The organism is Pseudomonas sp. 32A, from assembly GCF_052682255.1.
On sequence record NZ_JBQYLY010000001.1, the window covers coordinates 2,774,186 to 2,798,655 of the forward strand.

Consider the following 24,470-nt stretch of genomic DNA (forward strand, 5'->3'; position numbering starts at 1 on the left):
ACGGCTAAGGGTTAAAGAGTTATGGACCGGGTTCACTCACCATCAACTGAATGACGGCATGGTAATCCTCGGTACTGCAGTCCATGCACAAACCACGCGGCGGCATCGCCTTGAAACCCTGGGTCACGTGTTGCACCAGCGTGTCCATACCTTGAGCCAGTCTTGGCTTCCAGGCTGCCTGGTCACCCCGTTTCGGGGCGTTGGGCAACTGTCCGGCATGGCAGGCCCCGCAAACGCGGTTGTACACAGCCTCCGGATCCTGTGTAGCCTGAGCACTGTAAAGTGGCATCAAGACACCGACGGCTAGCAGCCACTTGGTCATACATCGACCTTTTCAGGGTTTGAGAGCGTTTTGCGTTCTAATGCGCAATAAAGGTCTATCGCTCCCGTGAACTTCATCCTTCGCTGGGACAAAGCACACACAAAATCTGCGGCATTATATACTGGCGCTACTGAAACGGAAACGACACCGCTTGCCGCACCCATTCCCGGCACCGCCCACATCGGAAAACTCATGCAACTCAAGAATCCCATCCTCGGCCTGTGCCAACAGTCCACCTTCATGCTCAGCGCCGCCAAAGTCGACCAATGCCCCGATGACGAAGGCTTCGAAGTCGCATTCGCCGGCCGTTCCAACGCCGGCAAATCCAGCGCGCTGAACACCCTGACCCACGCCAGCCTGGCCCGCACCTCGAAAACCCCGGGGCGCACACAGCTCCTCAACTTCTTCAAGCTAGACGATGATCGGCGTCTGGTCGACCTGCCGGGCTACGGTTATGCAAAAGTACCTATCCCGCTGAAGCTGCACTGGCAGCGTCACCTCGAAGCGTATCTGGGTGGCCGGGAGAGTTTGAAGGGTTTGATTCTGATGATGGACATCCGTCATCCAATGACCGACTTCGACCTGTTGATGCTCGATTGGGCCGTCGCCAGCGGCATGCCGATGCACGTTCTGCTGACCAAGGCCGACAAATTGACCTACGGCGCAGCGAAAAACACCCTGCTCAAAGTGCAGGCAGAAATCCGTAAGGGTTGGGGCGATGCGGTGACGATCCAGCTGTTCTCGGCGCCAAAACGCATGGGCCTGGAAGATGCCTACACTGTGCTGGCAGGCTGGATGGAACTGGCTGACAAGGGTTCGGAAGCTGCCGAGTAAAAACTCGGGGCAAAAAAAACCCCGGACTTCGTATGGGGAGGGGAAGTTCGGGGTCCAAGTTCCGGACCGCTAGGGCGGGGTCCAGATATCTGCCAACACTTAACACAACATAGGAGCATTGAAGGGCTTCACCACCCATTCAGTAACTCTGAGTAGCAATTCACGGGTTAAGTTCCGGCACGCTCAAAAAACTATTGGAAATAACTCGCCGCGTTTTCCGATCTAAAGCGCTGCCGCGGCATGATGCCGCGGCCCAAGCCCCTGGCTTAGTGCGCCTCGTCCCAGTTGTCGCCCACGCCGACGTCTACCACCAGCGGCACATCCAGCTTCGCCGCCTCGCTCATGTGCTCACGAATCTTCGCGCTGACTTCAGCCACCAGATCCTCACGCACTTCCAGCACCAATTCATCGTGCACCTGAAGGATGACCTTGGCATCCAGGCCCGAGGCCGTCAGCCAGTTGTCGACCTTGACCATGGCCTTCTTGATGATATCGGCCGCCGTGCCCTGCATCGGCGCGTTGATCGCCGTACGCTCGGCGCCAGCACGCTCCTGGGGCTTGTTGGAATTGATCTCCGGCAAGTACAGGCGACGCCCGAACAGGGTTTCCACGTAGCCCTGATCAGCCGCCTGGGCACGGGTGCGGTCCATGTACTCGCGAACCCCCGGGTAACGGGCGAAATACACATCGATGTAAGCCTTGGCGGTCTTGGTGTCGACGCCGATGTCCTTGCCTAGCTTCTGGGCGCCCATGCCGTAGATCAGGCCAAAGTTGATCGCCTTGGCACTGCGACGCTGATTGGACGTGACCTCGGCCAACTCAACCTTGAACACCTCGGCCGCGGTGGCGGTGTGCACGTCCAGGTCGTCGCGGAACGCATTCAGCAACCCTTCGTCCTTGGACAAGTGCGCCATGATGCGCAGCTCGATCTGCGAATAGTCCGCCGCCAGCAGCTTGTAGCCCTTGGGCGCGACAAACGCCTGGCGGATGCGCCGGCCTTCGGCGGTACGCACCGGAATGTTCTGCAGGTTTGGATCGCTGGAAGACAGGCGCCCGGTAGCTGCTACAGCCTGGTGATAGGACGTGTGAACCCGCCCTGTACGCGGGTTGATCTGCTCGGGCAGGCGGTCGGTGTAAGTGCTTTTCAGTTTGCTCATGCTGCGGTACTGCATCAGCACTTTCGGCAGCGGATAGTCGTCTTCAGCCAATTTGGCCAAGACTTCCTCGGCCGTAGACGCCTGACCTTTGCCGGTCTTCTTCAGCACTGGCAGCCCAAGCTTCTCGTAGAGAATCGCGCCCAACTGCTTGGGCGAGCCCAAGTTGAATTCCTCGCCTGCGATCTCGTAAGCCTGGCGCTCCAGGTCGACCATCTTGTTGCCCAGCTCGATGCTCTGGATACCCAGCAAGGCAGCATCAACCAGGGCGCCCTGGCGCTCAATGCGCGCCAAGACCGGTACCAGCGGCATCTCGATGTCGGACACGACGCTGGCCAAGGTAGGAATCGCAGAGAGCTGCTTATGCAGTTCCTGGTGCAGGCGCAGGGTTACATCAGCGTCTTCCGCCGCGTAAGGCCCGGCTTGCTCCAGGGCAATCTGGTCAAAGGTCAGCTGCTTGGCGCCTTTGCCAGCGATGTCCTGGAAGCTGACGGTGTCGTAGTCCAGGTACTTCTTCGCCAGGCTGTCCATGTCGTGGCGGGTCGCGACGGAGTTCAGCACGTAGGATTCAAGCATGGTGTCGAAGGCAATGCCGCGCACGGTGATGCCGTGTGCCGGGTCGCCACCGATGGCGCAGTTGGCCAGGATGTTCATGTCGAACTTGGCGTGCTGGCCGACCTTGAGTTTTTCCGGGTCTTCGAGCAACGGCTTCAGGGCCAGCAGCACGGTGTCCCGATCCAGCTGTTCCGGCGCGCCGATGTAGGAGTGGGTCAGCGGAATGTAGGCCGCTTCATGGGCCTGTACGGCAAACGACACACCCACGAGTTGCGCTTTCTGGGCGTCGATCCCGGTGGTTTCAGTATCAAAGGCGAACAGCTTGGCGTCGTTAAGCTTCTTTAGCCAGACATCAAACTGAGCCTGGGTGAGGATGGTTTCGTACACCGGCTCTACAGAGACCGGAGCGACTGTTTCAATCGCTTCCTCCGCGACTGCAGCCGATGGGGCGGCGCTCAGCTCAACACGCTTGGCATCGCGCTGAATCTCGTCAATCCAGCTCTTGAACTCCAGCAGCGTGTACAACTCCAGCAGCTTCTCGCGGTCGGGCTCGATCAGGTGCAAGTCGTCCAGGCCCACATCCAGCGGCACGTCGATCTTGATCGTCGCCAACTCGTAGGACAGGAACGCACTCGCCTTATGCTCTTCGAGTTTGGCGACCAACGTCTTGGCACCACGAATCGGCAAGGTCGGCACGATATCGAGCTGCTCGTAGAGCTCCTTCAAACCGCCGTTCACGCCTACCAGCAAGCCGGACGCTGTCTTCGGACCAATGCCGGGAACGCCCGGGATGTTGTCGGACGAGTCGCCCATCAACGCCAGGTAATCGATGATCTGCTCGGGAGCGACACCGAATTTCTCCTTCACGCCCTCAACGTCCATGGCGCTACCGGTCATGGTGTTGACCAAGGTAATGTGCCCGTCCACCAACTGCGCCATGTCCTTGTCACCGGTGGAAATCACCACCGGCCGGTCGGCGGCCGCGCTGCTGCGTGCCAGGGTGCCGATCACGTCGTCCGCTTCAACGCCTTCGACGCACAGCAGCGGGAAGCCCAGGGCGATCACGCTCTGGTGCAGCGGCTCGATCTGCACGCGCATGTCATCGGGCATGCTCGCGCGGTTGGCCTTGTATTCGGCGTACAGCTCATCGCGAAATGTCCCGCCCTTAGCGTCGAACACCACCGCGAACGGACTGTTCGGGTATTGCCTGCGCAGGCTTTTGAGCATGTTCAACACGCCCTTGACCGCGCCGGTAGGCAGGCCTTTGGAAGTGGTGAGCGGCGGCAGCGCGTGAAAGGCGCGGTACAGGTAAGAAGAACCGTCCACCAGGACGAGGGGGGCTTGGCTCATGAGCAGGATCAACCTTTTCGGCGGGTCAGGCGCTAGAATAGCCGGACCAATGACGACAAAGGGACAAGGTTATCATGCGTACAGTAAATCGCCTGTTGTTGACCGGCTTGATTGCACTCACTCCGTTAGTGGCCATGGCGGCAGATACTGCCCCTTCAGGCGACCCGGAAGTCACCATTCGCACGGAAGGCGACAAGACCATCCAGGAATACCGCCAGAATGGCTTCCTGTACGCAATCAAGGTGACCCAGAAAGGCTTTCCGCCTTACTTCCTGGTGCGCGCGGACGGAACCGATGCGAACTTCATCCGCTCTGACCAGCCGGATATGCTGATCCCGTCATGGAAGATCTTCGAATGGAAATGATTTCTTAACTTTAATCGGCGCTGCTCCCCGCAGCGCCCGTAACGGCAGTTTTAACCATGTCTGTGTTCACCCCCCTGGCTCGGCCCGAGCTGGAAACCTTTCTTGCCCCTTACGGGCTCGGCCGCCTGCTTGATTTCCAGGGGATTGCCGCTGGTAGTGAAAACACCAATTTCTTCATCAGCCTGGAACAGGGCGAATTTGTCCTGACCCTGGTCGAACGCGGCCCCGTGCAGGAAATGCCGTTCTTCATCGAACTGCTGGACGTGCTCCACGACGCTGATTTGCCAGTGCCTTACGCCCTGCGTACCACCGACGGCGTGGCCTTGCGCGAGTTGGCGGGCAAACCGGCGCTGCTGCAACCGCGCCTGGCGGGCAAGCACATCAAGGACGCCAACGCCCAGCATTGCGTGCAAGTGGGCGAATTGCTCGGTCACCTGCACCTGGCCACCCAAGGCGACAAGGTGTTGGAACGCAAGACCGATCGCGGGCTGGACTGGATGCTCAGCGAAGGCGCGCAACTGATTTCGCACCTCGACACAGAGCAACAGCGCCTGCTGCAAGCCGCGCTGGACGAGATCGAGGCGCATAAGGCGCAGATCCTCGCGCTGCCCCGGGCGAATATCCACGCCGACCTGTTTCGCGACAATGCGATGTTCGAAGGCACGCACCTGACCGGGCTGATCGACTTCTACAACGCCTGCTCCGGGCCAATGCTGTACGACGTGGCGATCGCCCTGAATGACTGGTGCTCGGACGCCGACGGCGTGATCGACGGCCAACGGGCGCGGGCATTGTTGGGGGCTTATGCGGGCTTGCGACCGTTTACCGCCAAGGAAGCGGAGCTGTGGCCGACGATGTTGCGCGTGGCCTGTGTGCGGTTCTGGCTGTCACGCCTGATTGCGGCGGAATCGTTCGCCGGGCAGGACGTGCTGATTCACGACCCGCGAGAGTTTCAAGTGCGCCTGGCGCAACGCCAGCAGGTCAAAACTCCCCTGCCGTTCGCGTTGTAAGCAATCACCCGGTCGTGCGCGGTCAGTGTGGGAGCTGGCTTGCCTGCGATAGCGGTGGGCCAGTTGACTCTGTGGTAACTGACACCCCGCTATCGCAGGCAAGCCAGCTCCCACATTTGTTTTGCGCAGTGGCTTACAACGACTCCAGGCACCCAGCCAGGTCATTCCCCAGCTTCTCCAGCACCTGCTCATAACCCTGAGCCGTCGCCGGTGTGTAGCCGCCCAACGCATCCAGTTCCGCCAGCTTCACCGGCAAACCCGCCACCAGCGTTTCCGCCAGACGAGGGCGCAGCGGCGGCTCGCTGAACACACAAGTCTTGCCCACTTCCTGCAACCGCGTGCGCATCGCCGCCACGTGCTGGGCGCCCGGCTGCACTTCTGCGGCAACGCTGAACACACCCGTGTGCTTGAGGCCGTAGGCATCTTCGAAGTAATCGAACGCCTCATGGAATACGAAGTAAGGCTTGCCGGCGACATCCGCCATACGTGCTTTCAAGCGTGCATCCAAGGCGTCCATACGGCCATCAAAGGCCTTCACGTTGCTCTGATAACGCTCTGCATTGGCCGGGTCAGCAGCGCTAAGGTCCGCTGCCATACGGTTGGCGATCACTCGGGCGTTGACTGTCGACAACCACAAATGCGCATCCAGGCTGCCCGGACGATGATCGTGATCATGCTCGTCGGCATCTTCAGCATGGGAGTGGCTATCTTCGGTGAACCGGCGCAGTTTCATCCCCGCAAGGTCCTGCACGGCTACCGTCGGCAGAGTCCGGCCTTTCAGGACACGCGGCAGAAAACTCTCCATGTCCGGGCCAATCCAATACAGCAGGTCCACCGACTGCACGCGCCGTACGTCGGATGGACGCAGCGCATAGTTATGCGGCGATGCGCCCGGCGGCAGCAAGACCTCGGGAACCGCCACGCCGTCCTGCACGGCAGCGGCAATCAGCTGTAAGGGTTTGATGCTGGTCAGCACCCGAACCTCCGCCTGAGCGGCACCGGCAATCAACAAACTGGTGACAAATACGACAAAAACGGGAAAAAGTCTGGACACGATGACCACTCAAGGAGGCAGGAACAGGTAACATAATAACGTCTCTCACAAATATCTGTCGCCGCTCATGCCTAAAACACCGCTTGCCAGCCGTCCCCATGACCACTCTCACTGCGTGCACACCGCGCTGTCAGAGGCCGACGCACTGTGCGCGCGCCAAGGGCTGCGCCTGACCGCCCTGCGTCGCCGGGTGCTGGAGCTGGTGTGGCAAAGCCATAAGCCGCTGGGTGCCTACGACATCCTCGGCGTACTCAGCGAGCAGGACGGCCGCCGCGCCGCGCCGCCTACGGTGTACCGCGCGCTGGACTTCCTGCTGGACAACGGCCTGGTGCACCGCATCTCGTCGCTCAACGCCTTTGTCGGCTGCAACCACCCGGAACACGCGCACCAGGGCCAGTTCCTGATTTGCCGCGAGTGCCACGCCGCCATCGAACTTGAGCAAAAAAGCATCAGCGACAGCATCATCAAGAGCGCCGGCGACGTCGGCTTCAAGGTCGAAGGGCAAACCGTCGAAGTGGTCGGTGTGTGCTCGGGCTGCCAGGGGGCTTGATGAGCACTGCGTTAATCCGCCTGGAACAGGTCGGGGTCACGTTCGCCGGGCAAAACGTGCTGGATAACATCGCGCTGAGCGTCGAGCCGGGGCAGATCGTCACGCTGATCGGCCCTAACGGCGCCGGCAAGACCACGCTGGTGCGCGCCGTGCTCGGCCTGCTCAAGCCCGACAGCGGCAGCGTGTGGCGCAAGCCTAAGCTGCGAGTTGGCTACATGCCGCAGAAGCTGCATGTGGACCCGACCTTGCCCCTGTCAGTGCTACGCTTCCTGCGCCTGGTGCCCGGTGTTGACCGTGCTCGCGCGCAGTCCGCGCTCAAGGAAGTCGGCGCCGAACAGGTGATCGACAGCCCGGTGCAAAGCATCTCGGGCGGCGAAATGCAGCGCGTGCTACTGGCCCGTGCCCTGTTGCGCGAGCCGGAATTGCTGGTACTCGATGAACCCGTGCAGGGTGTCGACGTGGCCGGCCAGGCCGAGCTGTACAGCCTGATCACCCGCCTGCGGGACCGCCATGGTTGCGGCGTGCTGATGGTCTCCCACGACCTGCACCTGGTGATGAGCACCACCGACCAGGTGGTGTGCCTCAATCGTCACGTGTGCTGTTCCGGCCACCCGGAACAAGTCAGCGGCGATCCGGCTTTTGTCGAGCTGTTCGGCAAGAACGCCCAGAGCCTGGCGATCTACCACCACCATCACGACCACGCCCATGACCTGCATGGCGCCGTAGTCGATGACTCCACCGCATCCCATACCCACGTTCATGGAGATAGCTGCAAGCATGGCTGATTTTCTGCTCTACGCCCTGCTGGCAGGCTTGGCTTTGGCGCTGGTGGCGGGCCCACTGGGCTCGTTCGTGGTCTGGCGGCGCATGGCCTATTTTGGCGACACCCTGTCCCACGCTGCGCTGCTGGGCGTGGCCATGGGATTTCTGCTGGATGTGAGCCCGACCATTGCCGTCACCGTCGGCTGCCTGCTGCTGGCTGTGCTGCTGGTGACCCTGCAACAGCGCCAGCCGCTGGCTTCCGATACGTTATTGGGCATCCTGGCGCCGAGCACCTTGTCCCTGGGCCTGGTAGTCCTGAGCTTCATGCATGAAGTGCGCATCGACCTGATGGCCTACCTGTTCGGCGACCTGCTGGCAATCAGCCCCACCGACCTGGCCTGGATTCTCGGCGGCAGCGCGGCGGTGCTGGTGCTGCTGGTGACGCTGTGGCGCCCGCTGCTGGCGATTACCGTCCACGAAGAACTGGCCACTGTCGAAGGCTTGCCCGTGGCGGCGCTGCGCATGACCCTGATGTTGCTGATCGCGGTGGTGATTGCTGTCGCGATGAAGATTGTCGGCGTATTGTTGATCACATCGCTGCTGATCATCCCGGCGGCAGCGGCCCAGCGTCATGCCCGTTCGCCGGAGCAAATGGCGGTCGGCGCCAGCCTGTTGGGGATGCTTGCGGTGTGTGGTGGCCTGGCGCTGTCATGGTTCAAGGACACCCCGGCCGGCCCGTCGATTGTGGTCACGGCGGCCGCCCTGTTTCTGCTGAGTTTTGTCCTGCCCCGTCGTGGGGTGTAGACTTGCTCGCTTTTTGCGCAATTAGAGAGTCGCAGGAATGAAGCTGTTCAACGCCCGTTATCTGCTCCTTGCCGCATTTTCCTTGCTGCTGGGCGCCTGCCAAAGCACCCCGCCCGCCGCCCCCAACGCGCCGGACGCACGTGCTGCGGCCATCGCACAGCTGGAGCAAAACCTCGCCAGCAGTGAACTGGCCACCGCCGAAGACGAGCTGGCCGCCTTGCAGGCCCAGTCGCCCAACGACCCGGCGCTGGAGCCTTATCAGCGCCAACTGGCCGAAGCCTATTTGCAGCGCAGCCAGATCGTGCTGCAAAAAGGTGACGTCAATGCAGCCGCCACGGCCTTGAGCCGCGCCCGGGCGTTGATGCCCAAAGCGCCAGCGCTGACCGGCGGCGTCAACAGCGCGATTACCCACGCCCGCAAGGTCGAACTGGATAAAGCCGAGGCTGCCTTGAAAGCCGCTGAAGCCAAGCCGCCTGCCAAGGTCATCGACCCGGCAGCGCCAAGCACCACGGTTGCGCTGAACCTCACCGATATTGAAGCGCTGCGCCATCAACTGGATGAAATCGCCACCGATGTGGTGAATTACCAGTGCGATGTGAGCATCCAGGCACCGCGCACCGAAGATTACCCATGGCTGGCCACGTTGCTGACCAAACGGGTGAAGCGCATCGATTCGGGGTATGACCTGAAGATTCACCGGCAGATCCTGAAGAAGGTTCCGGCGCAGGTTGTGCTGATTCCGCGTAAGACTGAATAACGCCATTCGCGAGCAAGCCCGCTCCCACACTTGAATGTATTCACCATTCAAAATGTGGGAGCGGGCTTGCTCGCGAAAGCGGTCTAACAATCAACCAATGACTAAGCCGGAACAGCTTTAGCCTTCGGCTCCCGATCCCAGACCCGATGCTGGGCAATCGCCGCAAAGAACGCCTTAAACGCCTTCGCATCGCCGCCCACAATCAAGCCCGCATCCGCCTCAAGCTTCAACACATCCAGCAACTGCTTCGCCTCACCGGCCAAGGCAATCGCTTTCAAGTGCTTGTACGCCTCCAACAGGTAATGCAACGCAACGCCGTCACCACTCAGTGCCTGCACCGACTTCGCACCACCTGGCACAAATACCGCGTCGAACGCCACCGACGGCAAACCTTCCATGGACGCATCCACCGGCAGGCTCTTGCCATCCGCCGTCGTCACCGGTGCCGATGTCGGCCCGAGCAGCTTCGCGTGTGCACCTTCGGCTTCCAGCGCCGCCTTCAAGGCAGCAATCGCCGCGCCATCAACGCCGTTCGCGGCCAGAATCGCCACCTTGCGAGTCTTGATATCACCCGACAGCAAGTTGGCCTGGCTCAACGCTGGCGAACGTTCCGGAGACGTCTTGCGCTCCGGCACGGTGCCTTTCTTCGGCGCCGGCAAGCCCAGGTTCTGCGCCACGCGCTTGGCCAGCTCCAGGTCGATGTTGGCGAGGATCTCGTTCACCTGCCGGGCCCGGATGAATTCACGCTCCACCTTGCCCAGCTCGAAGCTATAAGCCGCGATGATGTGCTCTTGCTCGTGCTTGCTCATGCTGCGGAAAAACAACCGCGCCTGGGAGAAGTGATCGCCGAACGACTCGCTGCGCTCGCGGATCTTGTGGGCGTCGATTCGCTCCGGATAGGTCTCAAAGCCACCGTCCTGCGCCGCAGGCGGAGTTTCTTTCGGCCAGCCACCATCAATCGAGTTCGGCTCGTAGGACGCGCGCCCCTTGTCGATGGTGGTGCGGTGCATGGCATCGCGTTGGCCGTTATGGAACGGCGCCACCGGACGGTTGATCGGCAACTCGTGAAAGTTCGGGCCGCCGAGTCGGCTGATCTGTGTGTCGGTGTAGGAAAACAACCGACCCTGCAGCAGCGGGTCATTGGAGAAGTCGATACCCGGCACGATATGCCCCGGGCAGAACGCCACTTGCTCGGTCTCGGCGAAGTAGTTGTCCGGGTTGCGATTGAGCACCATCTTGCCCAGCGGCGTGATCGGCACCAGCTCTTCGGGGATCAGCTTGGTCGGGTCGAGAATGTCGAAGTCGAACTTATGCTCGTCTTCTTCGGCGATGATCTGCACGCCCAATTCCCATTCCGGGTAATCGCCACTTTCGATGGATTCCCACAGGTCACGACGATGGAAGTCGGTGTCTTTGCCCGCCAGCTTCTGCGCCTCGTCCCACACCAGGGAACAGGTGCCGACGGTAGGACGCCAGTGGAATTTGACGAAGTTGGATTTGCCCTCGGCATTCACCAAGCGGAAGGTGTGTACACCAAACCCCTGCATGGTCCGCAAGCTTTTTGGAATGGCCCGGTCAGACATGGCCCAGATCACCATGTGCGCGATTCCGGCTGCAGCGAGACAAAATCCCAGAACGTATCGTGGGCCGAGCCGCCCGTAGGAATCTCGTTGTGGGGCTCAGGTTTTACCGCATGCACGAAGTCAGGAAACTTGATCGCGTCCTGAATGAAAAACACCGGCATGTTGTTACCCACCAAGTCGAAGTTGCCCTCGTCGGTGAAGAACTTAACAGCAAAGCCACGCACGTCACGCACGGTATCACCCGAGCCGCGAGGGCCCTGCACCGTAGAGAAACGCGCAAATACCGGGGTTTTGTGTTCGGGGTTACGCAGGAACCCGGCCTTGGTCAGCGCCGAGTGGTTTTCATAGGTCTGGAAATAACCATGGGCACCGGTACCCCGGGCATGAACGATACGTTCCGGGATGCGCTCATGGTCAAAGTGCGTGATTTTTTCACGCATGATGAAGTCTTCCAGCAGCGAAGGACCACGGGAGCCGACCTTCAAACTGTTCTGGTTGTCGGAAACCTTCACGCCCTGATTGGTACGCAGCGCCTGGCCGGTAGCGTCAGAGCGAAATGTTTCCAGGCTTTGCAGCTTGGCGTTGGTGTTACCACGGTCCAGAGTGTCGGTACCCGCAAGTTCGCTCTTGGGCGGGGTGACTGGCTTTTTAGTACTCATCAGACAAAAACTCCTCGTTTGCGTAGGCCAGAGCGATCCCCGGCTCTTCTTGAGCAAAACCCCAGGCACGGCACCTGGGAATTTCGAGTTGCTTATGTAGTGACTGACACGGTTTTGTACCGTTCCTTTTTTATGACCTTTGATCGCGTTATTGCCAAATCGCTGGTCGGATGAGAAATAAATGCTAAGAAACGCTATACGGACAGGCTAAAATGCGCGCCCGGCTAACCGCTGATCCCTTTTTAATGCGCCCCACAAGGTTCGCTACGTGATCGAGTTTCATAACGTCCATAAAACCTACCGGGTCGCCGGTAAGGATATCCCCGCACTGCATTCCACCAACCTGCGCGTCGAAAATGGCCAGGTGTTTGGTCTGATCGGCCATTCCGGTGCGGGAAAAAGTACTTTGCTGCGCCTGATCAATCGCCTGGAAGAACCCAGCGGTGGCCAGATCAAGGTCGATGACGAAGAAGTCACCGCCCTCGACGCCAACGGCCTGCGCCGTTTCCGGCAACAGGTCGGAATGATCTTCCAGCACTTCAACCTGCTGGCCTCCAAGACCGTCGCCGACAACGTGGCGCTGCCGCTGACGCTTGCGGGCGAACTTTCCCGCAAGGAAATCGACGTGCGCGTGGCCGAACTGCTGGCCCGGGTTGGCCTGTCCGACCACGCCAAGAAGTACCCGGCGCAGCTGTCCGGCGGCCAGAAGCAGCGCGTCGGCATCGCCCGCGCCCTGGCCACCAAGCCAAAGATTTTGCTGTGCGACGAAGCCACCAGCGCCCTCGACCCACAGACCACCGCCTCGGTGCTGCAACTGCTGGCCGAGATCAACCGTGAGCTGAAGCTGACCATCGTGCTGATCACCCATGAAATGGACGTGATCCGTCGAGTCTGCGACCACGTGGCCGTGATGGACGCCGGCGTGATCGTCGAGCAAGGCACCGTCGCCGATGTGTTCCTGCACCCCAAGCACCCGACCACCAAGCGTTTCGTGCAAGAGTCCGAGCAGGTTGACGAAGGCGAGCAGCGTGATGACTTCGCTCACGTGCCGGGCCGCATCGTGCGCCTGACGTTCCAGGGCGAAGCGACCTACGCACCGCTGCTGGGTACCGTCGCCCGTGAAACGGGTGTGGACTACAGCATCCTTGCCGGTCGTATCGACCGTATTAAAGACATTCCCTACGGGCAACTGACCCTCGCCGTCACCGGTGGCGACATGGAGGCCGCCTTTGCCGCCTTCACCGCCGCAGACGTCCACATGGAGGTGCTGCGCTAATGGAAATCTTCTTGAGCTTTTTCTCGAACATCGACTGGTCCGAAATCCTGCTGGCCACCGGCGACACCATGACCATGCTGTTCGGCTCGCTGCTGTTCACCGTGTTGCTGGGCCTGCCGCTGGGCGTGCTGCTGTTCCTGTGCAGCCCGCGCCAGCTGTTCGAACAAAAAGGCCTGTACGCGATGCTGTCACTGATCGTGAACATCCTGCGTTCGCTGCCGTTCATTATTCTGCTGATCGTGATGATCCCGTTCACGGTGCTGATCACCGGTACCTCGCTGGGGGTTGCCGGTGCGATTCCGCCGCTGGTGGTGGGCGCCACACCGTTCTTTGCGCGCCTGGTGGAAACCGCACTGCGCGAAGTGGACCGCGGGATTATCGAAGCGACCCAGGCCATGGGCGCCACCACTCGCCAGATCATCACCAACGCCTTGTTGCCCGAAGCCCGCCCCGGCATCTTCGCGGCGATTACGGTGACGGCGATTACACTGGTTTCCTATACGGCCATGGCCGGTGTGGTGGGTGCCGGCGGCCTGGGTGACCTGGCCATCCGCTTCGGTTATCAACGCTTCCAGACCGATGTGATGGTGGTCACCGTGGTGCTGCTGTTGATCCTGGTGCAAATTCTGCAAACCGTCGGCGACAAGCTGGTGGTGCACTTTTCTCGAAAATAACGGCTATTGCCGGCGCGAAGCCGGCCAATGCCCGAACAAGGAGCTTGTTGGATGAAAAAACTACTGGTTGCTTTCGCCGCCGTTGCCGCGTTCTCCGCCCACGCCGCCGAAACCCTGACCGTGGCCGCGTCCCCGGTACCCCACGCTGAAATCCTCGAATTCGTAAAGCCGGCCCTGGCTAAAGAAGGCGTGGATTTGCAGGTCAAAGTCTTTACCGACTACGTCCAGCCAAACGTACAGGTTGCCGAAAAACGCCTGGACGCCAACTTCTTCCAGCACCAGCCGTACCTGGATGAATTCAACAAAGCCAAGGGCACTCACCTGGTGAGCGTCGGCGCTGTGCACCTGGAACCTCTGGGCGCCTACTCCAGCAAGTACAAAAAGCTGGAAGAACTGCCAAGCGGCGCCAACGTAGTCATCCCGAACGACGCCACCAATGGCGGCCGTGCGCTGTTGCTGCTGGCCAAGCACAACCTGATCACCCTGAAGGACCCGACCAATATCCTGTCGACCATCAAGGACATCACCGAAAACCCGAAAAGCCTGAAATTCCGCGAACTGGAAGCCGCCACCCTGCCGCGCGTGCTGACCCAGGTCGACCTGGCGCTGATCAACACCAACTACGCCCTGGAAGCCAAGCTGGACCCCTCCAAGGACGCACTGGTGATCGAAGGCAACGACTCGCCTTACGTGAACATCCTGGTGACCCGCGAAGACAACAAGGATTCGGATGCGGTGAAGAAGCTGGTTGCAGCCCTGCACACCCCGGAAGTGAAAGCGTTCATTCTCGAGAAGTACAAAGGCGCGATCCTGCCGGCGTTCTGATCCAAGGCCGAAACCCCGATCGATCGTTCCTACGCTCTGCGTGGGAACGCATCCTGTGACGCTCCGCGTCACGACCTCAAAAGCGGACGCAGAGCGTCCAGTGCGGCATTCCCACGCAGAGCGTGGGAACGATCTAAACCAATGTGGGAGCGGGCTTGCTCGCGAAGGCGGTGGTTCAGTCGATACATCTGTTGACTGACACACCGCCTTCGCGAAGCCCGCTCCCACATTTGATTTGTGTCGCTCAGGAAATGGTCGGCAGGCTTATTTACGCTGCAATAACCCCGGGAACTGCGCCACCAATTTCTGGTTGTTCAACGGCGCCCGGATAAACCCGCGCTGGGTGCCGTCCGGCCCGATCAGCGCGAGGTTGCCGCTGTGGTCGACGGTGTAGTTGGGCTTGCTGGTGTCCGCCGGAATAAACGGAATGCTCACCGCATTGGACACTTTCTGCACATCCTCCACATTCGCACCGGTCAGGCCTTCAAACTGCGGATCGAAGTAGCCCAGGTATTGCTTGAGCTGCGCCGGCGTATCGCGGTTCGGGTCAACGCTGACCAGGATCACCTGCAACTTATCCACAACGTCTTTAGGCAGTTCACTCTTGATCTGGCGCAGTTGGGCGAGGGTGGTCGGGCAGATGTCCGGGCAGAAGGTGTAGCCGAAGAACAGCACGCTCCACTTGCCTTTCAGCTCGTTGACCACCACCGGCTGGCCGTCCTGGTTGGTCATGGTCACCGGCGGCAACTGGCGGCTTTGCGGCAGCAGGATGATGCCGGCATCGATCAAGGCAGTCGGGTCGCCCTGGCCTTTGCCGCTCAGTACTTTGTTGACGGTCAGGCCCATGATCAACGCGACAATGGCCACCAGAATGAAGACAGTTTTTTGAGTTCGAGTCATAGATTCAACAATAGGTAATGGTCTACGAGCAGGGCGATAAACAGCGCAAACAAGTACCAGATAGAGTACTTGAAGGTGTTGATCGCCGCGTGCGGCCGACTGCCACGGTACAGCACCCAGGCCCATTGCAGAAAGCGCCCGCCCAGAACCAGTGCGCACACCAGATACAGCATGCCGCTCATATGGATGACATACGGCATCAGGCTGACCGCCAGCAGGGCGAAGGTGTAGAGCAGGATATGCACTTTGGTGTAGTGCTCGCCGTGGGTCACCGGCAGCATGGGGATATCGGCCTTGGCGTATTCCTCCTTGCGGTGAATCGCCAGGGCCCAGAAGTGTGGTGGAGTCCAGGCGAAGATGATCAGTACCAGCAGCAACGGCTCGGCGCTGACGTGGCCAGTGACGGCAACCCAACCCAGCAACGGCGGCGCGGCGCCGGCCAGCCCACCGATGACGATGTTCTGCGGCGTCGCACGCTTGAGAAAACCGGTGTAGATCACGGCGTAGCCCAACAGCGAAGCCAGGGTCAGCCAGGCGGCCAGTGGATTGGTAAACGCCAGCAACAACGCCAGCCCGGCCACCGCCAGCACCATCGCGAAAACAAGCGCCGCCACAGGCGATACGCGCCCTTCCGCCAGTGGACGTTTATGGGTGCGCGCCATCAGCGCATCGATGCGCCGATCCACCACATGGTTGACCGCCGCCGCGCCGCCGGCACACAGGGCGATCCCCAGGTTGCCGAAAATCAGCACCGGCCACGGCACCCCGGCGCGGGTGGCGAGGAACATGCCCACCAGCGAGGTGATGAGCATCAGCACCACCACTTTGGGCTTGGTCAGCTCCAGGTAGTCACGCCAGATCGCCTGGCTATGACGCTCGCCGATCAAGGTCGCCATGGCATCTCTCCTTTAAGGGTAATGAGGCCCGACACGTGTTTACGCGGGCTGAAGCGCCAGCCGAACGGCAACTGGTGCCGCACCCGGACCAGACTGGTGCGGGCGTGGTAATTGACCAGCACCAGCGTCAGCAGCAACGCCGCGCCGCCGGCGTTATGAGCGACCGCAACCGGCAGCGGCAGGTGAAAGTACACGTTGCTCAAGCCCAGGCAGATTTGCGCCGCCAGGGCGATCAGCAACAGGCCGGCCAAGCGGGTCATGCCGACCACCTTGAGTTGCCAGGCGAGGCCCAGCAGTACGACAGTGACCAGCAGCGCGCCAATTCGGTGGGTCAGGTGAATCGCCGTGCGCGCATCACTGTCCAGTTGCCCGCCGAGGTAATTGGGACCGATATGCTGGGTCAGGTGAAAGCCATTGGCGAAATCCGCCGCCGGCCACCATTGGCCGTGACAGGTCGGCAGGTCGATACAGGCCACGGCCGCGTAGTTGGAGCTGACCCATCCACCCAGGGCAATCTGGCCGATCACCAGCACCAGGCCAGCCGTGGCCCAATACTGCAAACGCCTGGGCACAATCAGCGCCGGCAATACACCGGACAGCCGCAGTGTCAGCAAAAACAGCAGGCTCAACGTCGCAAACCCGCCCAATAAATGCCCGGTGACCACCTGCGGCCAGAGCTTCAGCGTCACCGTCCACATGCCAAACGCCGCCTGGGCAAACACCACCACCAGCAGGAACAACGGCAATTTCAACGGCTGCCCCGGATGATGCCGGTGGGTCCAGGCGCGCGCCGCCAGCAGCACAATCAGCAGCCCGAGGGTGCCGGCGAAATAACGGTGGGTCATCTCGTTCCAGCCCTTGTCCGCCTCGACCGGCGTGTCCGGGTAATGCAGTTCGGCATGGGCCAGTTGGGCTTCGCTTTTTGGCACGCTGATAAAGCCATAACAACCCGGCCAATCCGGGCAACCGAGGCCCGCGTGGGTCAGCCGGGTATAAGCACCCAGCAGCACCACGATCAGGGCCAGCAGGGTGGCAAACAGCGCGAGGCGAAATCCAGGTTTGGCCATGACGGTGTCCTTATCCGATGTTCGACAGTTTCAGCAGCAGGCGCAGGTCGTTGAGCAGGTCCTTGCCCTTGACCCGGGCGTCGTAGCGCAGCACTAGGTTGCCGTGGGGGTCGACGATCCACAGCTGGGCATCGCCGCTGCCTTGGGCGGCGGCGTCTTTGTTGAAGGTCGACAGGTCCAGGGGATAACGTTGCAGTTGCGGATATTCGGCCTTGAGCTTGGCGTCATACGCAGTGCTCAAAGGCTGCGCGCTGGCCAGGGCGTGGCTGGCACGAGAGGCATCGCGACCCAGGCCGATTTGCAGCTGGCGAGCCAGGTAAACCAGTTGCTGGCAGTCGGCGGCGCAGGCAGCGGGCGCGGTCACCAGCAGCTGCCAGCGGTCTTCGTCGGCCTGCACGCCAATGTCGGCACGGGTCTGGCCATTGCCGATCATCTCGCCGTGGTAGCTGCGGCTGTCCGGTACCCAGAACTGCAACTTGTACATGAAGGTGGCGAGCACCATCGGGCCGATCACCATCAGCAAAATCAGGATCAGTTGCCAGCGCCCCTTGCGCCGGTTGGGCGCTGCTGGCGCGTCAGACATGTTGGGTGGATTCATGGCCGCTCCCATGGCGCTTCTCCTTTGTGTTGTGCCATCCGAGGTAGAGGTAAAGACCGAACAGCGCCAGCGCCATGGCGAACCATTGCACGGCGTAGCCCAAGTGTTTTTCCGGGCCCATGGCGACCACGGGCCAGTTGGTTTCGAAAGTGCCGGGGCCGGCTTCGGCTCGCATTTCATAGGCGAATCCGCTACGGCCCAACTCGGTCCACAGCGCTTCGGGATGCAGCGCGGTCAACAATCGTGGCCACTGTGCGCCCGCCGGATCGGCGTGCAACTGGAAGGTTTCGCCGGGAGCCACATAGACCCAGGCGTCGAGATTCAGCAGTTGTTCGGGGGTGGTGAAAATCGCTGGCGTGCGCCGGTCCGGCCAAGGCAGCCAGCCGCGATTGAGCAGCAGCCACTGACCGCTGGCCTGATCGTGGAAGGGTTGCAGCACTTCCACACCGACCTTGCCGTCACGAAAGCGGTTATCCAGTAGCACGCTGTGCTCGGCATCGAATTGCCCGCGCAAATGCACGCGGCGGAAGGCCGGATCTTCGATGGCCTGTAATTGCGCACTGCTCATGGGCTCGGCAGCGCGGCGCTCGGCGTAGGTTTCCAGCAGCGCCTGTTTTTCCTGGCCGCGGGAAAGCTGCCAGAAGCCGAGAAACACCAGCAACGGCAGCAGAACAAGCACCACCAGCGTCGGCGCAATACCGGGGCGAAAGGGTTTCATGGCATTGCCGCAGAGGTCGGTGCTGCGCTGGCTATACTGAATCTCATTGCTCGCCCCCTCCAAAAAAGAGCCCCGGAGCCCACCATGCTCAAAGCAGCCATTGCCCTGATGCTGATTGCTACCGTTGTGAGCCTGTTCAGTGGCTTGTTCTTCCTGGTCAAGGACGAGGGCAACTCCAATCGCCTCGTCACTGCCTTGACCGTGCGTGTGGTGCTGGCTGTGATCACCTTAGGGCTGATCACCTGGGGTTTCTTCAGCGGCCAGCTGGTATCTCATGCGCCTTGGTGAACGGCCTCAAAGCACGTAAACGAAGAAAAACAGCCCGATCCACACCACGTCCACAAAGTGCCAATACCAACTGGCCGCCTCGAAACCGAACTGGTGCTCGTTGTTGAAATGCCCTTTCAGGATGCGCATCAGCATCACAAACAAAATGATCGTGCCGATGGTTACGTGGGCGCCGTGAAAGCCCGTGAGCATGAAGAAGGTCGCGCCGTACACGCCGGAACCGAGGGTCAGGCCCAACTCTTTATAAGCGTGGATGTATTCCTCGGCCTGGAACCCGAGAAACGCCCAACCCAGCAACACGGTGATCGCCAGCCAGATCTTCAGCGCGCCGCGATGACCTTTGCGCAAGGCGTGGTGGGCGATAGTGATGGTCACGCTGGAACTGACCAGCAAGATCGTGTTGATCAGCGGCAAGCCCCAGGGGCTGATGGTGCCCTTGGGCGCAGGGAACAGTTTCGGGTCAGGATTGTTCAGCAGCGGCCAGGCGAATTCGAAGTTCGGCCACAGCATGTGGGCAACGCCTTTTGAGCCTTCGCCCGCCAGCCACGGCGCCGACATATGCCGCACATAAAACAGTGCGCCAAAGAACGCGATGAAGAACATCACCTCGGAAAAGATGAACCAGGTCATGCCCCAACGAAAGGAGCGGTCCATCTGTGAACTGTACAAACCGGCGCGGCTTTCCTTGATCACCGCGCCGAACCAGCCAAACATCATGTAGGCCAGCAGCAGGCCGCCGACGAAAAAGATCAGCGGGCCGTGGGATTCCGGGCGTGCGGCCTTCAAATCGTTAAACCAGGTAGCCAGCCCGACCACCGTAATCAGCATGCCCAGCGTGGCAATTATTGGCCATTTGCTCTGTGCTGGTACGTAGTACGTATCATGAGTCGACATGTATTCGTTCTCCTAATCGAGCCCGCAAGCAACGCCTAGCCGCCGGTATGGACAGCCACGGGCGGTTGGCGCGCGGTGATATCGAACAGCGTGTACGCCAGGGTCAAATGCTTCACATCCTTCGGCATGTCGCGGTCGACAATGAAGCGCACCGGCATTTCTATGCGCTGACCTGGCTGTAGCACTTGCTGGGTGAAGCAAAAACACTCGGTCTTGTGGAAATACATCGCCGCCTCGGCGGGCGAAATGCTCGGCACCGCCTGGGCGGTCATCGGCTTGTCGGTGGGGTTGTAGGCCACAAACAGCATCTCGGTGACCGCGCCGGGATTGACCACCACCTCGTCGGCCTTGGAGTGGAACTCCCAGACCATGTCGATGGCATTGGTGGACAGGAACTGCACCCGCACCTGGCGCGTCGGGTCCACCACCTGCTCGCCTTCGTACTGCCCGGCAGTCTTGCCATTGATGCCGAACGCCCTGCACATCACGTCGTAGATCGGCACCAGGGCAAAGCCGAAGGCGAACATCGCCACCACCAGGATCAACAGCCGCGTGACCAGGCGCTTGATAGGCACGGACTCAAGCATGGCGGCCACCTACGAATGAATGTTCTGTGAGTGGCTTTTCTGTGGGAGCTGGCTTGCCTGCGATGCTGGCAACTCGGTCTTTCAGGTACACCGAAGTGACGCCATCGCAGGCAAGCCAGTTCCCACAGGATAGGGAGGTGTTCATTTGACCTCCGGCGGTGTGGTGAATGTGTGGTACGGCGCAGGCGAAGGGATGCTCCACTCCAGCCCTTCGGCACCATCCCACGGCTTGGCGGGCGCAGGCTTACCGCCACGAATGCACTTGATGACGATGAACAGGAAGAAGATCTGCGTCGCGCCAAAGGTGAAGGCACCGATGGAGGAGACCATGTTGAAATCGGCGAACTGCAGGTTGTAGTCCGGCACCCGACGCGGCATGCCGGCAAGTCCTACGAAGTGCATCGGGAAGAACGCCATGTTCATCCCCACGAACGACAGCCAGAAGTGCAGCTTGCCCAAGGTTTCGTCGTACATGTGGCCGGTCCATTTCGGCAGCCAGTAGTAGGCCGAGGCGAAGATCCCGAAGATCGCGCCGGGTACCAGTACGTAATGGAAGTGCGCGACCACGAAGTAGGTGTCGTGGTACTGGAAGTCCGCCGGAGCGATGGCCAGCATCAGCCCGGAAAAGCCGCCGATGGTGAACAAAATCACGAACGCTACCGCGAACAGCATCGGCGTCTCGAAGGTCAGCGAGCCTTGCCACATGGTGCTGACCCAGTTGAACACCTTCACGCCCGTGGGTACCGCGATCAGCAGCGTGGCGTACATGAAGAACAGCTCGCCCACCAGCGGGATGCCCACCACAAACATGTGGTGCGCCCACACGATGAACGACAGGAACGCGATGCTCGCTGTGGCGTACACCATCGAGGTGTAGCCGAACAGCGGCTTGCGCGAGAAGGTCGGGATGATCGAGCTGACGGCACCGAAGGCCGGCAGGATCATGATGTACACCTCGGGGTGGCCGAAGAACCAGAACACATGCTGGAACAGCACCGGATCACCGCCACCGGCGGCGCTGAAGAAACTGGTGCCGAAGTGGATGTCCATCAGCATCATGGTCACGCAACCTGCCAACACCGGCATCACCGCGATCAGCAGGAACGCGGTGATCAGCCAGGTCCAGACGAACAGCGGCATTTTCATCAAGGTCATGCCAGGGGCACGCAGGTTGAGGATGGTGGCGACCACGTTGATCGCGCCCATGATCGAACTGATACCCATCAGGTGGATGGCGAAGATGAAAAAGGTCACGCTTTCCGGCGCGTAGGTGGTGGAGAGCGGGGCGTAGAAGGTCCAGCCGAAGTTCGGCCCGCCACCGGGCATGAACAGCGTGGACACCAGCATCAGGAACGCCGCCGGCAACAGCCAGAAACTGAAGTTGTTCATGCGCGGCAGGGCCATGTCGGGCGCGCCGATCATCAACGGGATCATCCAGTTGGCCAGGCCGACAAACGCCGGCATCACCGCACCGAACACCATCACCAGGCCGTGCATGGTGGTCATCTGGTTGAAGAACGCCGGCTCCACGATCTGCAAGCCCGGCTGGAACAGCTCGGCGCGGATCACCATGGCGAACGAGCCGCCAAGCAGGAACATGGCAAAGCTGAACCACAGGTACATGGTCCCGATGTCTTTGTGGTTGGTGGTCAGCACCCAACGCATCAGGCCCTTGGCGGGGCCACCGGCATGACCGTGGTCGTCGATCACAGCGCTCATGGCCTTTCTCCTGCGAACGAGTGGGCGGGACGGTTCAGGGAATACGCAATGAAGGAGGTCATTTGCTTTCCGCCTGTTTCAGAGCCAGCACGTCTTTAGGAGTGACCATGTCGCCTTTGTTGTTGCCCCAGGCGTTACGTTCGTAGGTCACGACCGCCGCGATATCGACTTCCGACAGTTGCTTGCCGAACGCCGCCATGGCGGTGCCGGGTTTGCCGAAGTACACGCGGTGCAGGTGGTCTTCCTTGGGCCCGACGGCAATCGGCGAGCCTTTGAGCGCCGGGAACATCGGCGGCAGGCCTTGGCCTTCAGCCTGGTGACAGGCCACGCAAGTGGTGTGGTAAACCTTGTCGCCACGGGCCACCAGCTCATCCAGGGTCCATTCCTTGGAGGTCAATTCCTTGAGCTTGGCGGCTTCTGCCTTACGCTCGCCGAGCCAGGTCTCGTAGTCCGCCTTGGACTTGACCTCCACCACGATCGGCATGAAACCATGGTCTTTGCCGCACAGCTCGGCGCACTGGCCACGGTAGATGCCGGGCTTCTCGACCCGGGTCCACGCCTCGTTGACGAAGCCTGGAATCGCATCACGCTTGACCGCAAACGCGGGCACCCACCAGGAGTGGATCACGTCGGCGGCAGTCACCAGGAAACGCACCTTGGCACCCACCGGCAGCACCAGCGGCTGGTCGACTTCCAACAGGTAATGTTCGCCTTTGACGGCCTGGTTATGGATCTGCTCGGCGGGCGTAGCCAGGTTGCTGAAGAACTCGACGTCCTGGCCCAGGTATTTGTAATGCCACTTCCATTGGTAGCCGGTGACCTGGATATCGATATCCGATTCCGTACTGTCGTAGATGTTGATCAGCGTCTTGGTGGCCGGAATGGCCATCGCCACCAGGATCAGCAAGGGCACCACGGTCCAGAGAATCTCCACCGTCGTACTCTCGTGAAATTTGGCCGCCACTTGGCCCGTTGAGCGCCGGTGAATAATCATCGACCAGAACATCGCGCCAAACACGACGATGCCAATCGCCACACAGATCCAGAAAATGGTCATGTGCAGGTCAAACACGGCGTGACTGACTTCAGTGGCCCCTGGCGCCATATTCGTTGTCCAGGCGGCTTGCGCCTGGCCGAATACTGACCACAACAGTAGGCCCATCCAAACATGTGGATGTCGCGTCATTGCGGGTTCCCCTTATCGTTCTTGTTATCCCGCCGGTTTGCACCTGCGGCCAAGGGAGCGGCTTCCATACTGCTTACAACCGCCAAGCCTTGCCTGCTCATGCAGTCGGGCGTCATCAGCTAATTGCGTACAAAACGAGTATAGACAGCGACCGCCACCCCGCAATGTGATCGGGCAAATGAACGAAAATGGGTGAAGCGACCACACAACAGGACCGGTGGCGCGAGTTATCCGACGAACGCTGGCAATTTGATATAACGACAGCGCATAACCATGAAATAATTATGACAAATACGTCTTAGGTGCTCGTACAAACGAGCTACCTTATGCTCTCCCTATTTCCTACGCCTGCATCACTGGAGCTTTCATGAACACCGCCGCATTGCGCGAGCAGATTTCCCGTGCCCATCAACACGAATCCAGCACTGGCCAGCTTGCTCAGCAGCTGGAAGTCCAGTTACCGCACCTGCACCCGGCGATTGCCCTGCCTGACGTCGACGCCAAGGGCGTGATGACGCGTTTTGTCAGCGCCTACATCGACCAGGTCCCGGATCTGCTGGACGCAGCCAATGATGTCGCCCGCGAAGCCGGTATTGAGAGCCAGATCAAACCGGTGCTGAAAATCGCCGAGCATTTCTTCCTGCAACCGCCAGCGATCCTGGCCGGGCATGAAGGCCTGGACGGTTTGCTGGACGAGGCCTACCTGGCTCATCGCCTGGTGGAAGAGGTCAACGATCTGTATATCAAGCACTTCGGCCAGCCGTTGATTCCGCTGGATACCACTGTGGCGAACGTGATTGCTCACCAATTGATCGGCGAGACCTTTGCCAATCAGTTGGATGAAGCGGTGCACCACGCGGTGGATGAGATGCTTAACGAAGAGAGCTTTGCGCTGGAGTCGGTCGAGACGTACCGCGACAAGCTCAAGAGCCCGGACACGGAAGCGGCATGGAAGCGCTGGCCGTGCCTGTCGCGGCAGTTGGGTGTGGGCCTTGAGCTGGACCAGCCAGCTTAGATTTGCCCGCTTGCAAAGATCCAATGTGGGAGCGGGCTTGCTCGCGAAAGCGGTGTATCAGAAACACA

24 protein-coding genes and 1 pseudogene are annotated in these 24,470 nt (G+C 60.5%); 12 read left to right on the plus strand and 13 right to left on the minus strand.

Annotated elements, in window-relative coordinates; all coding sequences use genetic code 11:
• Window positions 1-19: 19 nt before the first annotated feature.
• Window positions 20-322: a c-type cytochrome gene (locus ACUN0G_RS12585; protein ID WP_421525462.1), complete on the minus strand. Its 303-nt coding sequence runs from the start codon at window positions 320-322 to the stop codon at window positions 20-22.
• A 192-nt stretch (window positions 323-514) separates the two neighbouring features.
• On the opposite strand from ACUN0G_RS12585, the gene yihA reads away from it, so the two are divergent.
• The gene (gene yihA, locus ACUN0G_RS12590) at window positions 515-1,156 is read left to right on the plus strand and encodes a ribosome biogenesis GTP-binding protein YihA/YsxC (protein WP_003214811.1); all 642 of its coding nucleotides are present in this window, start codon (window positions 515-517) and stop codon (window positions 1,154-1,156) included.
• Window positions 1,157-1,422: 266 nt separating this feature from the next.
• Here the strand turns inward: yihA and polA are convergent, their stop codons facing one another.
• Window positions 1,423-4,215, minus strand: a complete 2,793-nt coding sequence (polA, locus tag ACUN0G_RS12595) for a DNA polymerase I (RefSeq protein ID WP_445573570.1) — start codon at window positions 4,213-4,215, stop codon at window positions 1,423-1,425.
• Between the two features lie 74 nt (window positions 4,216-4,289).
• Between polA and ACUN0G_RS12600 the strand changes: the two genes are divergently transcribed.
• The gene (locus ACUN0G_RS12600; protein ID WP_421525464.1) at window positions 4,290-4,580 is read left to right on the plus strand and encodes a DUF2782 domain-containing protein; all 291 of its coding nucleotides are present in this window, start codon (window positions 4,290-4,292) and stop codon (window positions 4,578-4,580) included.
• A gap of 56 nt (window positions 4,581-4,636) precedes the next feature.
• Window positions 4,637-5,590, plus strand: coding sequence for a homoserine kinase (locus tag ACUN0G_RS12605; protein ID WP_431035896.1), 954 nt, complete (start codon window positions 4,637-4,639; stop codon window positions 5,588-5,590).
• Between the two features lie 133 nt (window positions 5,591-5,723).
• On the opposite strand, the gene ACUN0G_RS12610 is transcribed toward ACUN0G_RS12605, so the two are convergent.
• The gene (locus ACUN0G_RS12610; protein WP_445573571.1) at window positions 5,724-6,653 is read right to left on the minus strand and encodes a zinc ABC transporter substrate-binding protein; all 930 of its coding nucleotides are present in this window, start codon (window positions 6,651-6,653) and stop codon (window positions 5,724-5,726) included.
• Between the two features lie 58 nt (window positions 6,654-6,711).
• On the opposite strand from ACUN0G_RS12610, the gene zur reads away from it, so the two are divergent.
• The 4 genes from zur to ACUN0G_RS12630 are packed head-to-tail and all read left to right on the plus strand — an operon-like array spanning window position 6,712 to window position 9,517.
• Window positions 6,712-7,194: a zinc uptake transcriptional repressor Zur gene (gene zur, locus ACUN0G_RS12615; protein ID WP_026078035.1), complete on the plus strand. Its 483-nt coding sequence runs from the start codon at window positions 6,712-6,714 to the stop codon at window positions 7,192-7,194.
• Window positions 7,194-7,979 carry a zinc ABC transporter ATP-binding protein ZnuC gene (gene znuC / locus ACUN0G_RS12620; RefSeq protein WP_003214821.1) on the plus strand — a complete coding sequence of 262 codons (786 nt, stop codon included), beginning with the start codon at window positions 7,194-7,196 and terminating at the stop codon, window positions 7,977-7,979. The genes zur and znuC overlap by 1 nt, the downstream gene beginning before the upstream one ends.
• On the plus strand, window positions 7,972-8,760 hold the full coding sequence (gene znuB, locus ACUN0G_RS12625; protein WP_010168631.1) for a zinc ABC transporter permease subunit ZnuB: 789 nt from the start codon (window positions 7,972-7,974) through the stop codon (window positions 8,758-8,760). Before znuC ends, znuB begins: the two co-directional genes overlap by 8 nt.
• Window positions 8,761-8,797: 37 nt before the next feature.
• Window positions 8,798-9,517 (plus strand): PA5502 family lipoprotein, encoded by a 720-nt coding sequence (locus tag ACUN0G_RS12630; RefSeq protein ID WP_445573572.1) that lies wholly within the window; start codon window positions 8,798-8,800, stop codon window positions 9,515-9,517.
• A gap of 101 nt (window positions 9,518-9,618) precedes the next feature.
• Here ACUN0G_RS12630 and katE read toward each other — a convergent pair.
• Window positions 9,619-11,759, minus strand: a pseudogene (katE, locus tag ACUN0G_RS12635) (catalase HPII).
• A gap of 268 nt (window positions 11,760-12,027) precedes the next feature.
• On the opposite strand from katE, the gene ACUN0G_RS12640 reads away from it, so the two are divergent.
• The 3 genes from ACUN0G_RS12640 to ACUN0G_RS12650 are packed head-to-tail and all read left to right on the plus strand — an operon-like array spanning window position 12,028 to window position 14,534.
• Window positions 12,028-13,035, plus strand: coding sequence for a methionine ABC transporter ATP-binding protein (locus ACUN0G_RS12640; protein WP_076013316.1), 1,008 nt, complete (start codon window positions 12,028-12,030; stop codon window positions 13,033-13,035).
• Entirely contained in the window at window positions 13,035-13,709 is a 675-nt protein-coding gene (locus ACUN0G_RS12645; RefSeq protein ID WP_063033708.1) for a methionine ABC transporter permease, read from the plus strand. Before ACUN0G_RS12640 ends, ACUN0G_RS12645 begins: the two co-directional genes overlap by 1 nt.
• A 51-nt stretch (window positions 13,710-13,760) precedes the next feature.
• The gene (locus ACUN0G_RS12650; protein WP_445573573.1) at window positions 13,761-14,534 is read left to right on the plus strand and encodes a MetQ/NlpA family ABC transporter substrate-binding protein; all 774 of its coding nucleotides are present in this window, start codon (window positions 13,761-13,763) and stop codon (window positions 14,532-14,534) included.
• 264 nt (window positions 14,535-14,798) lie between these two features.
• On the opposite strand, the gene ACUN0G_RS12655 is transcribed toward ACUN0G_RS12650, so the two are convergent.
• The 5 genes from ACUN0G_RS12655 to ACUN0G_RS12675 are packed head-to-tail and all read right to left on the minus strand — an operon-like array spanning window position 14,799 to window position 18,713.
• On the minus strand, window positions 14,799-15,434 hold the full coding sequence (locus ACUN0G_RS12655; protein ID WP_010168617.1) for an SCO family protein: 636 nt from the start codon (window positions 15,432-15,434) through the stop codon (window positions 14,799-14,801).
• The gene (gene cyoE, locus ACUN0G_RS12660) at window positions 15,431-16,330 is read right to left on the minus strand and encodes a heme o synthase (protein WP_258343009.1); all 900 of its coding nucleotides are present in this window, start codon (window positions 16,328-16,330) and stop codon (window positions 15,431-15,433) included. Before cyoE ends, ACUN0G_RS12655 begins: the two co-directional genes overlap by 4 nt.
• The gene (locus ACUN0G_RS12665; RefSeq protein ID WP_258343008.1) at window positions 16,318-17,397 is read right to left on the minus strand and encodes a COX15/CtaA family protein; all 1,080 of its coding nucleotides are present in this window, start codon (window positions 17,395-17,397) and stop codon (window positions 16,318-16,320) included. Before ACUN0G_RS12665 ends, cyoE begins: the two co-directional genes overlap by 13 nt.
• Before the next feature lie 10 nt (window positions 17,398-17,407).
• On the minus strand, window positions 17,408-18,007 hold the full coding sequence (locus tag ACUN0G_RS12670; protein WP_421526174.1) for a hypothetical protein: 600 nt from the start codon (window positions 18,005-18,007) through the stop codon (window positions 17,408-17,410).
• Window positions 17,973-18,713, minus strand: coding sequence for an SURF1 family protein (locus ACUN0G_RS12675; protein ID WP_445573574.1), 741 nt, complete (start codon window positions 18,711-18,713; stop codon window positions 17,973-17,975). Before ACUN0G_RS12675 ends, ACUN0G_RS12670 begins: the two co-directional genes overlap by 35 nt.
• An 84-nt stretch (window positions 18,714-18,797) precedes the next feature.
• On the opposite strand from ACUN0G_RS12675, the gene ACUN0G_RS12680 reads away from it, so the two are divergent.
• A complete protein-coding gene (locus tag ACUN0G_RS12680) occupies window positions 18,798-19,001 on the plus strand; it encodes a twin transmembrane helix small protein (RefSeq protein WP_010168612.1) in 204 nt (67 codons plus the stop codon).
• Between the two features lie 6 nt (window positions 19,002-19,007).
• On the opposite strand, the gene ACUN0G_RS12685 is transcribed toward ACUN0G_RS12680, so the two are convergent.
• The 4 genes from ACUN0G_RS12685 to coxB all read right to left on the minus strand — a co-directional run bounded on the left by ACUN0G_RS12685 (window position 19,008) and on the right by coxB (window position 23,387).
• Window positions 19,008-19,895, minus strand: a complete 888-nt coding sequence (locus tag ACUN0G_RS12685) for a cytochrome c oxidase subunit 3 (RefSeq protein ID WP_258343004.1) — start codon at window positions 19,893-19,895, stop codon at window positions 19,008-19,010.
• A gap of 35 nt (window positions 19,896-19,930) precedes the next feature.
• Entirely contained in the window at window positions 19,931-20,482 is a 552-nt protein-coding gene (locus ACUN0G_RS12690) for a cytochrome c oxidase assembly protein (protein WP_076013311.1), read from the minus strand.
• Between the two features lie 141 nt (window positions 20,483-20,623).
• Window positions 20,624-22,201, minus strand: coding sequence for a cytochrome c oxidase subunit I (gene ctaD, locus ACUN0G_RS12695; RefSeq protein WP_445573575.1), 1,578 nt, complete (start codon window positions 22,199-22,201; stop codon window positions 20,624-20,626).
• A 58-nt stretch (window positions 22,202-22,259) separates the two neighbouring features.
• Complete coding sequence (coxB, locus tag ACUN0G_RS12700) at window positions 22,260-23,387, minus strand: cytochrome c oxidase subunit II (protein ID WP_445573576.1); 1,128 nt, start codon at window positions 23,385-23,387, stop codon at window positions 22,260-22,262.
• 367 nt (window positions 23,388-23,754) lie between these two features.
• On the opposite strand from coxB, the gene ACUN0G_RS12705 reads away from it, so the two are divergent.
• Window positions 23,755-24,402, plus strand: a complete 648-nt coding sequence (locus ACUN0G_RS12705) for a hypothetical protein (RefSeq protein WP_258342999.1) — start codon at window positions 23,755-23,757, stop codon at window positions 24,400-24,402.
• The last annotated feature ends 68 nt before the right edge of the window (window positions 24,403-24,470 follow it).

Excerpts from the sequence above, each read along its gene's own strand:
- ACUN0G_RS12685 (WP_258343004.1), bottom strand. The coding sequence starts at position 19,895 with ATGTCGACTCATGATACGTACTACGTACCAGCACAGAGCAAATGGCCA.
- ACUN0G_RS12675 (WP_445573574.1), bottom strand. The coding sequence starts at position 18,713 with ATGAAACCCTTTCGCCCCGGTATTGCGCCGACGCTGGTGGTGCTTGTT.
- ACUN0G_RS12665 (WP_258343008.1), bottom strand. The coding sequence starts at position 17,397 with ATGGCCAAACCTGGATTTCGCCTCGCGCTGTTTGCCACCCTGCTGGCC.
- ACUN0G_RS12670 (WP_421526174.1), bottom strand. The coding sequence starts at position 18,007 with ATGGGAGCGGCCATGAATCCACCCAACATGTCTGACGCGCCAGCAGCG.
- ACUN0G_RS12690 (WP_076013311.1), bottom strand. The coding sequence starts at position 20,482 with ATGCTTGAGTCCGTGCCTATCAAGCGCCTGGTCACGCGGCTGTTGATC.
- yihA (WP_003214811.1), top strand. The coding sequence starts at position 515 with ATGCAACTCAAGAATCCCATCCTCGGCCTGTGCCAACAGTCCACCTTC.
- ACUN0G_RS12600 (WP_421525464.1), top strand. The coding sequence starts at position 4,290 with ATGCGTACAGTAAATCGCCTGTTGTTGACCGGCTTGATTGCACTCACT.
- znuB (WP_010168631.1), top strand. The coding sequence starts at position 7,972 with ATGGCTGATTTTCTGCTCTACGCCCTGCTGGCAGGCTTGGCTTTGGCG.
- ACUN0G_RS12630 (WP_445573572.1), top strand. The coding sequence starts at position 8,798 with ATGAAGCTGTTCAACGCCCGTTATCTGCTCCTTGCCGCATTTTCCTTG.
- ACUN0G_RS12585 (WP_421525462.1), bottom strand. The coding sequence starts at position 322 with ATGACCAAGTGGCTGCTAGCCGTCGGTGTCTTGATGCCACTTTACAGT.
- ACUN0G_RS12705 (WP_258342999.1), top strand. The coding sequence starts at position 23,755 with ATGAACACCGCCGCATTGCGCGAGCAGATTTCCCGTGCCCATCAACAC.
- znuC (WP_003214821.1), top strand. The coding sequence starts at position 7,194 with ATGAGCACTGCGTTAATCCGCCTGGAACAGGTCGGGGTCACGTTCGCC.
- coxB (WP_445573576.1), bottom strand. The coding sequence starts at position 23,387 with ATGACGCGACATCCACATGTTTGGATGGGCCTACTGTTGTGGTCAGTA.
- ctaD (WP_445573575.1), bottom strand. The coding sequence starts at position 22,201 with ATGAGCGCTGTGATCGACGACCACGGTCATGCCGGTGGCCCCGCCAAG.
- polA (WP_445573570.1), bottom strand. The coding sequence starts at position 4,215 with ATGAGCCAAGCCCCCCTCGTCCTGGTGGACGGTTCTTCTTACCTGTAC.
- ACUN0G_RS12645 (WP_063033708.1), top strand. The coding sequence starts at position 13,035 with ATGGAAATCTTCTTGAGCTTTTTCTCGAACATCGACTGGTCCGAAATC.
- ACUN0G_RS12655 (WP_010168617.1), bottom strand. The coding sequence starts at position 15,434 with ATGACTCGAACTCAAAAAACTGTCTTCATTCTGGTGGCCATTGTCGCG.
- ACUN0G_RS12605 (WP_431035896.1), top strand. The coding sequence starts at position 4,637 with ATGTCTGTGTTCACCCCCCTGGCTCGGCCCGAGCTGGAAACCTTTCTT.
- ACUN0G_RS12650 (WP_445573573.1), top strand. The coding sequence starts at position 13,761 with ATGAAAAAACTACTGGTTGCTTTCGCCGCCGTTGCCGCGTTCTCCGCC.
- zur (WP_026078035.1), top strand. The coding sequence starts at position 6,712 with ATGCCTAAAACACCGCTTGCCAGCCGTCCCCATGACCACTCTCACTGC.
- ACUN0G_RS12680 (WP_010168612.1), top strand. The coding sequence starts at position 18,798 with ATGCTCAAAGCAGCCATTGCCCTGATGCTGATTGCTACCGTTGTGAGC.
- cyoE (WP_258343009.1), bottom strand. The coding sequence starts at position 16,330 with ATGGCGACCTTGATCGGCGAGCGTCATAGCCAGGCGATCTGGCGTGAC.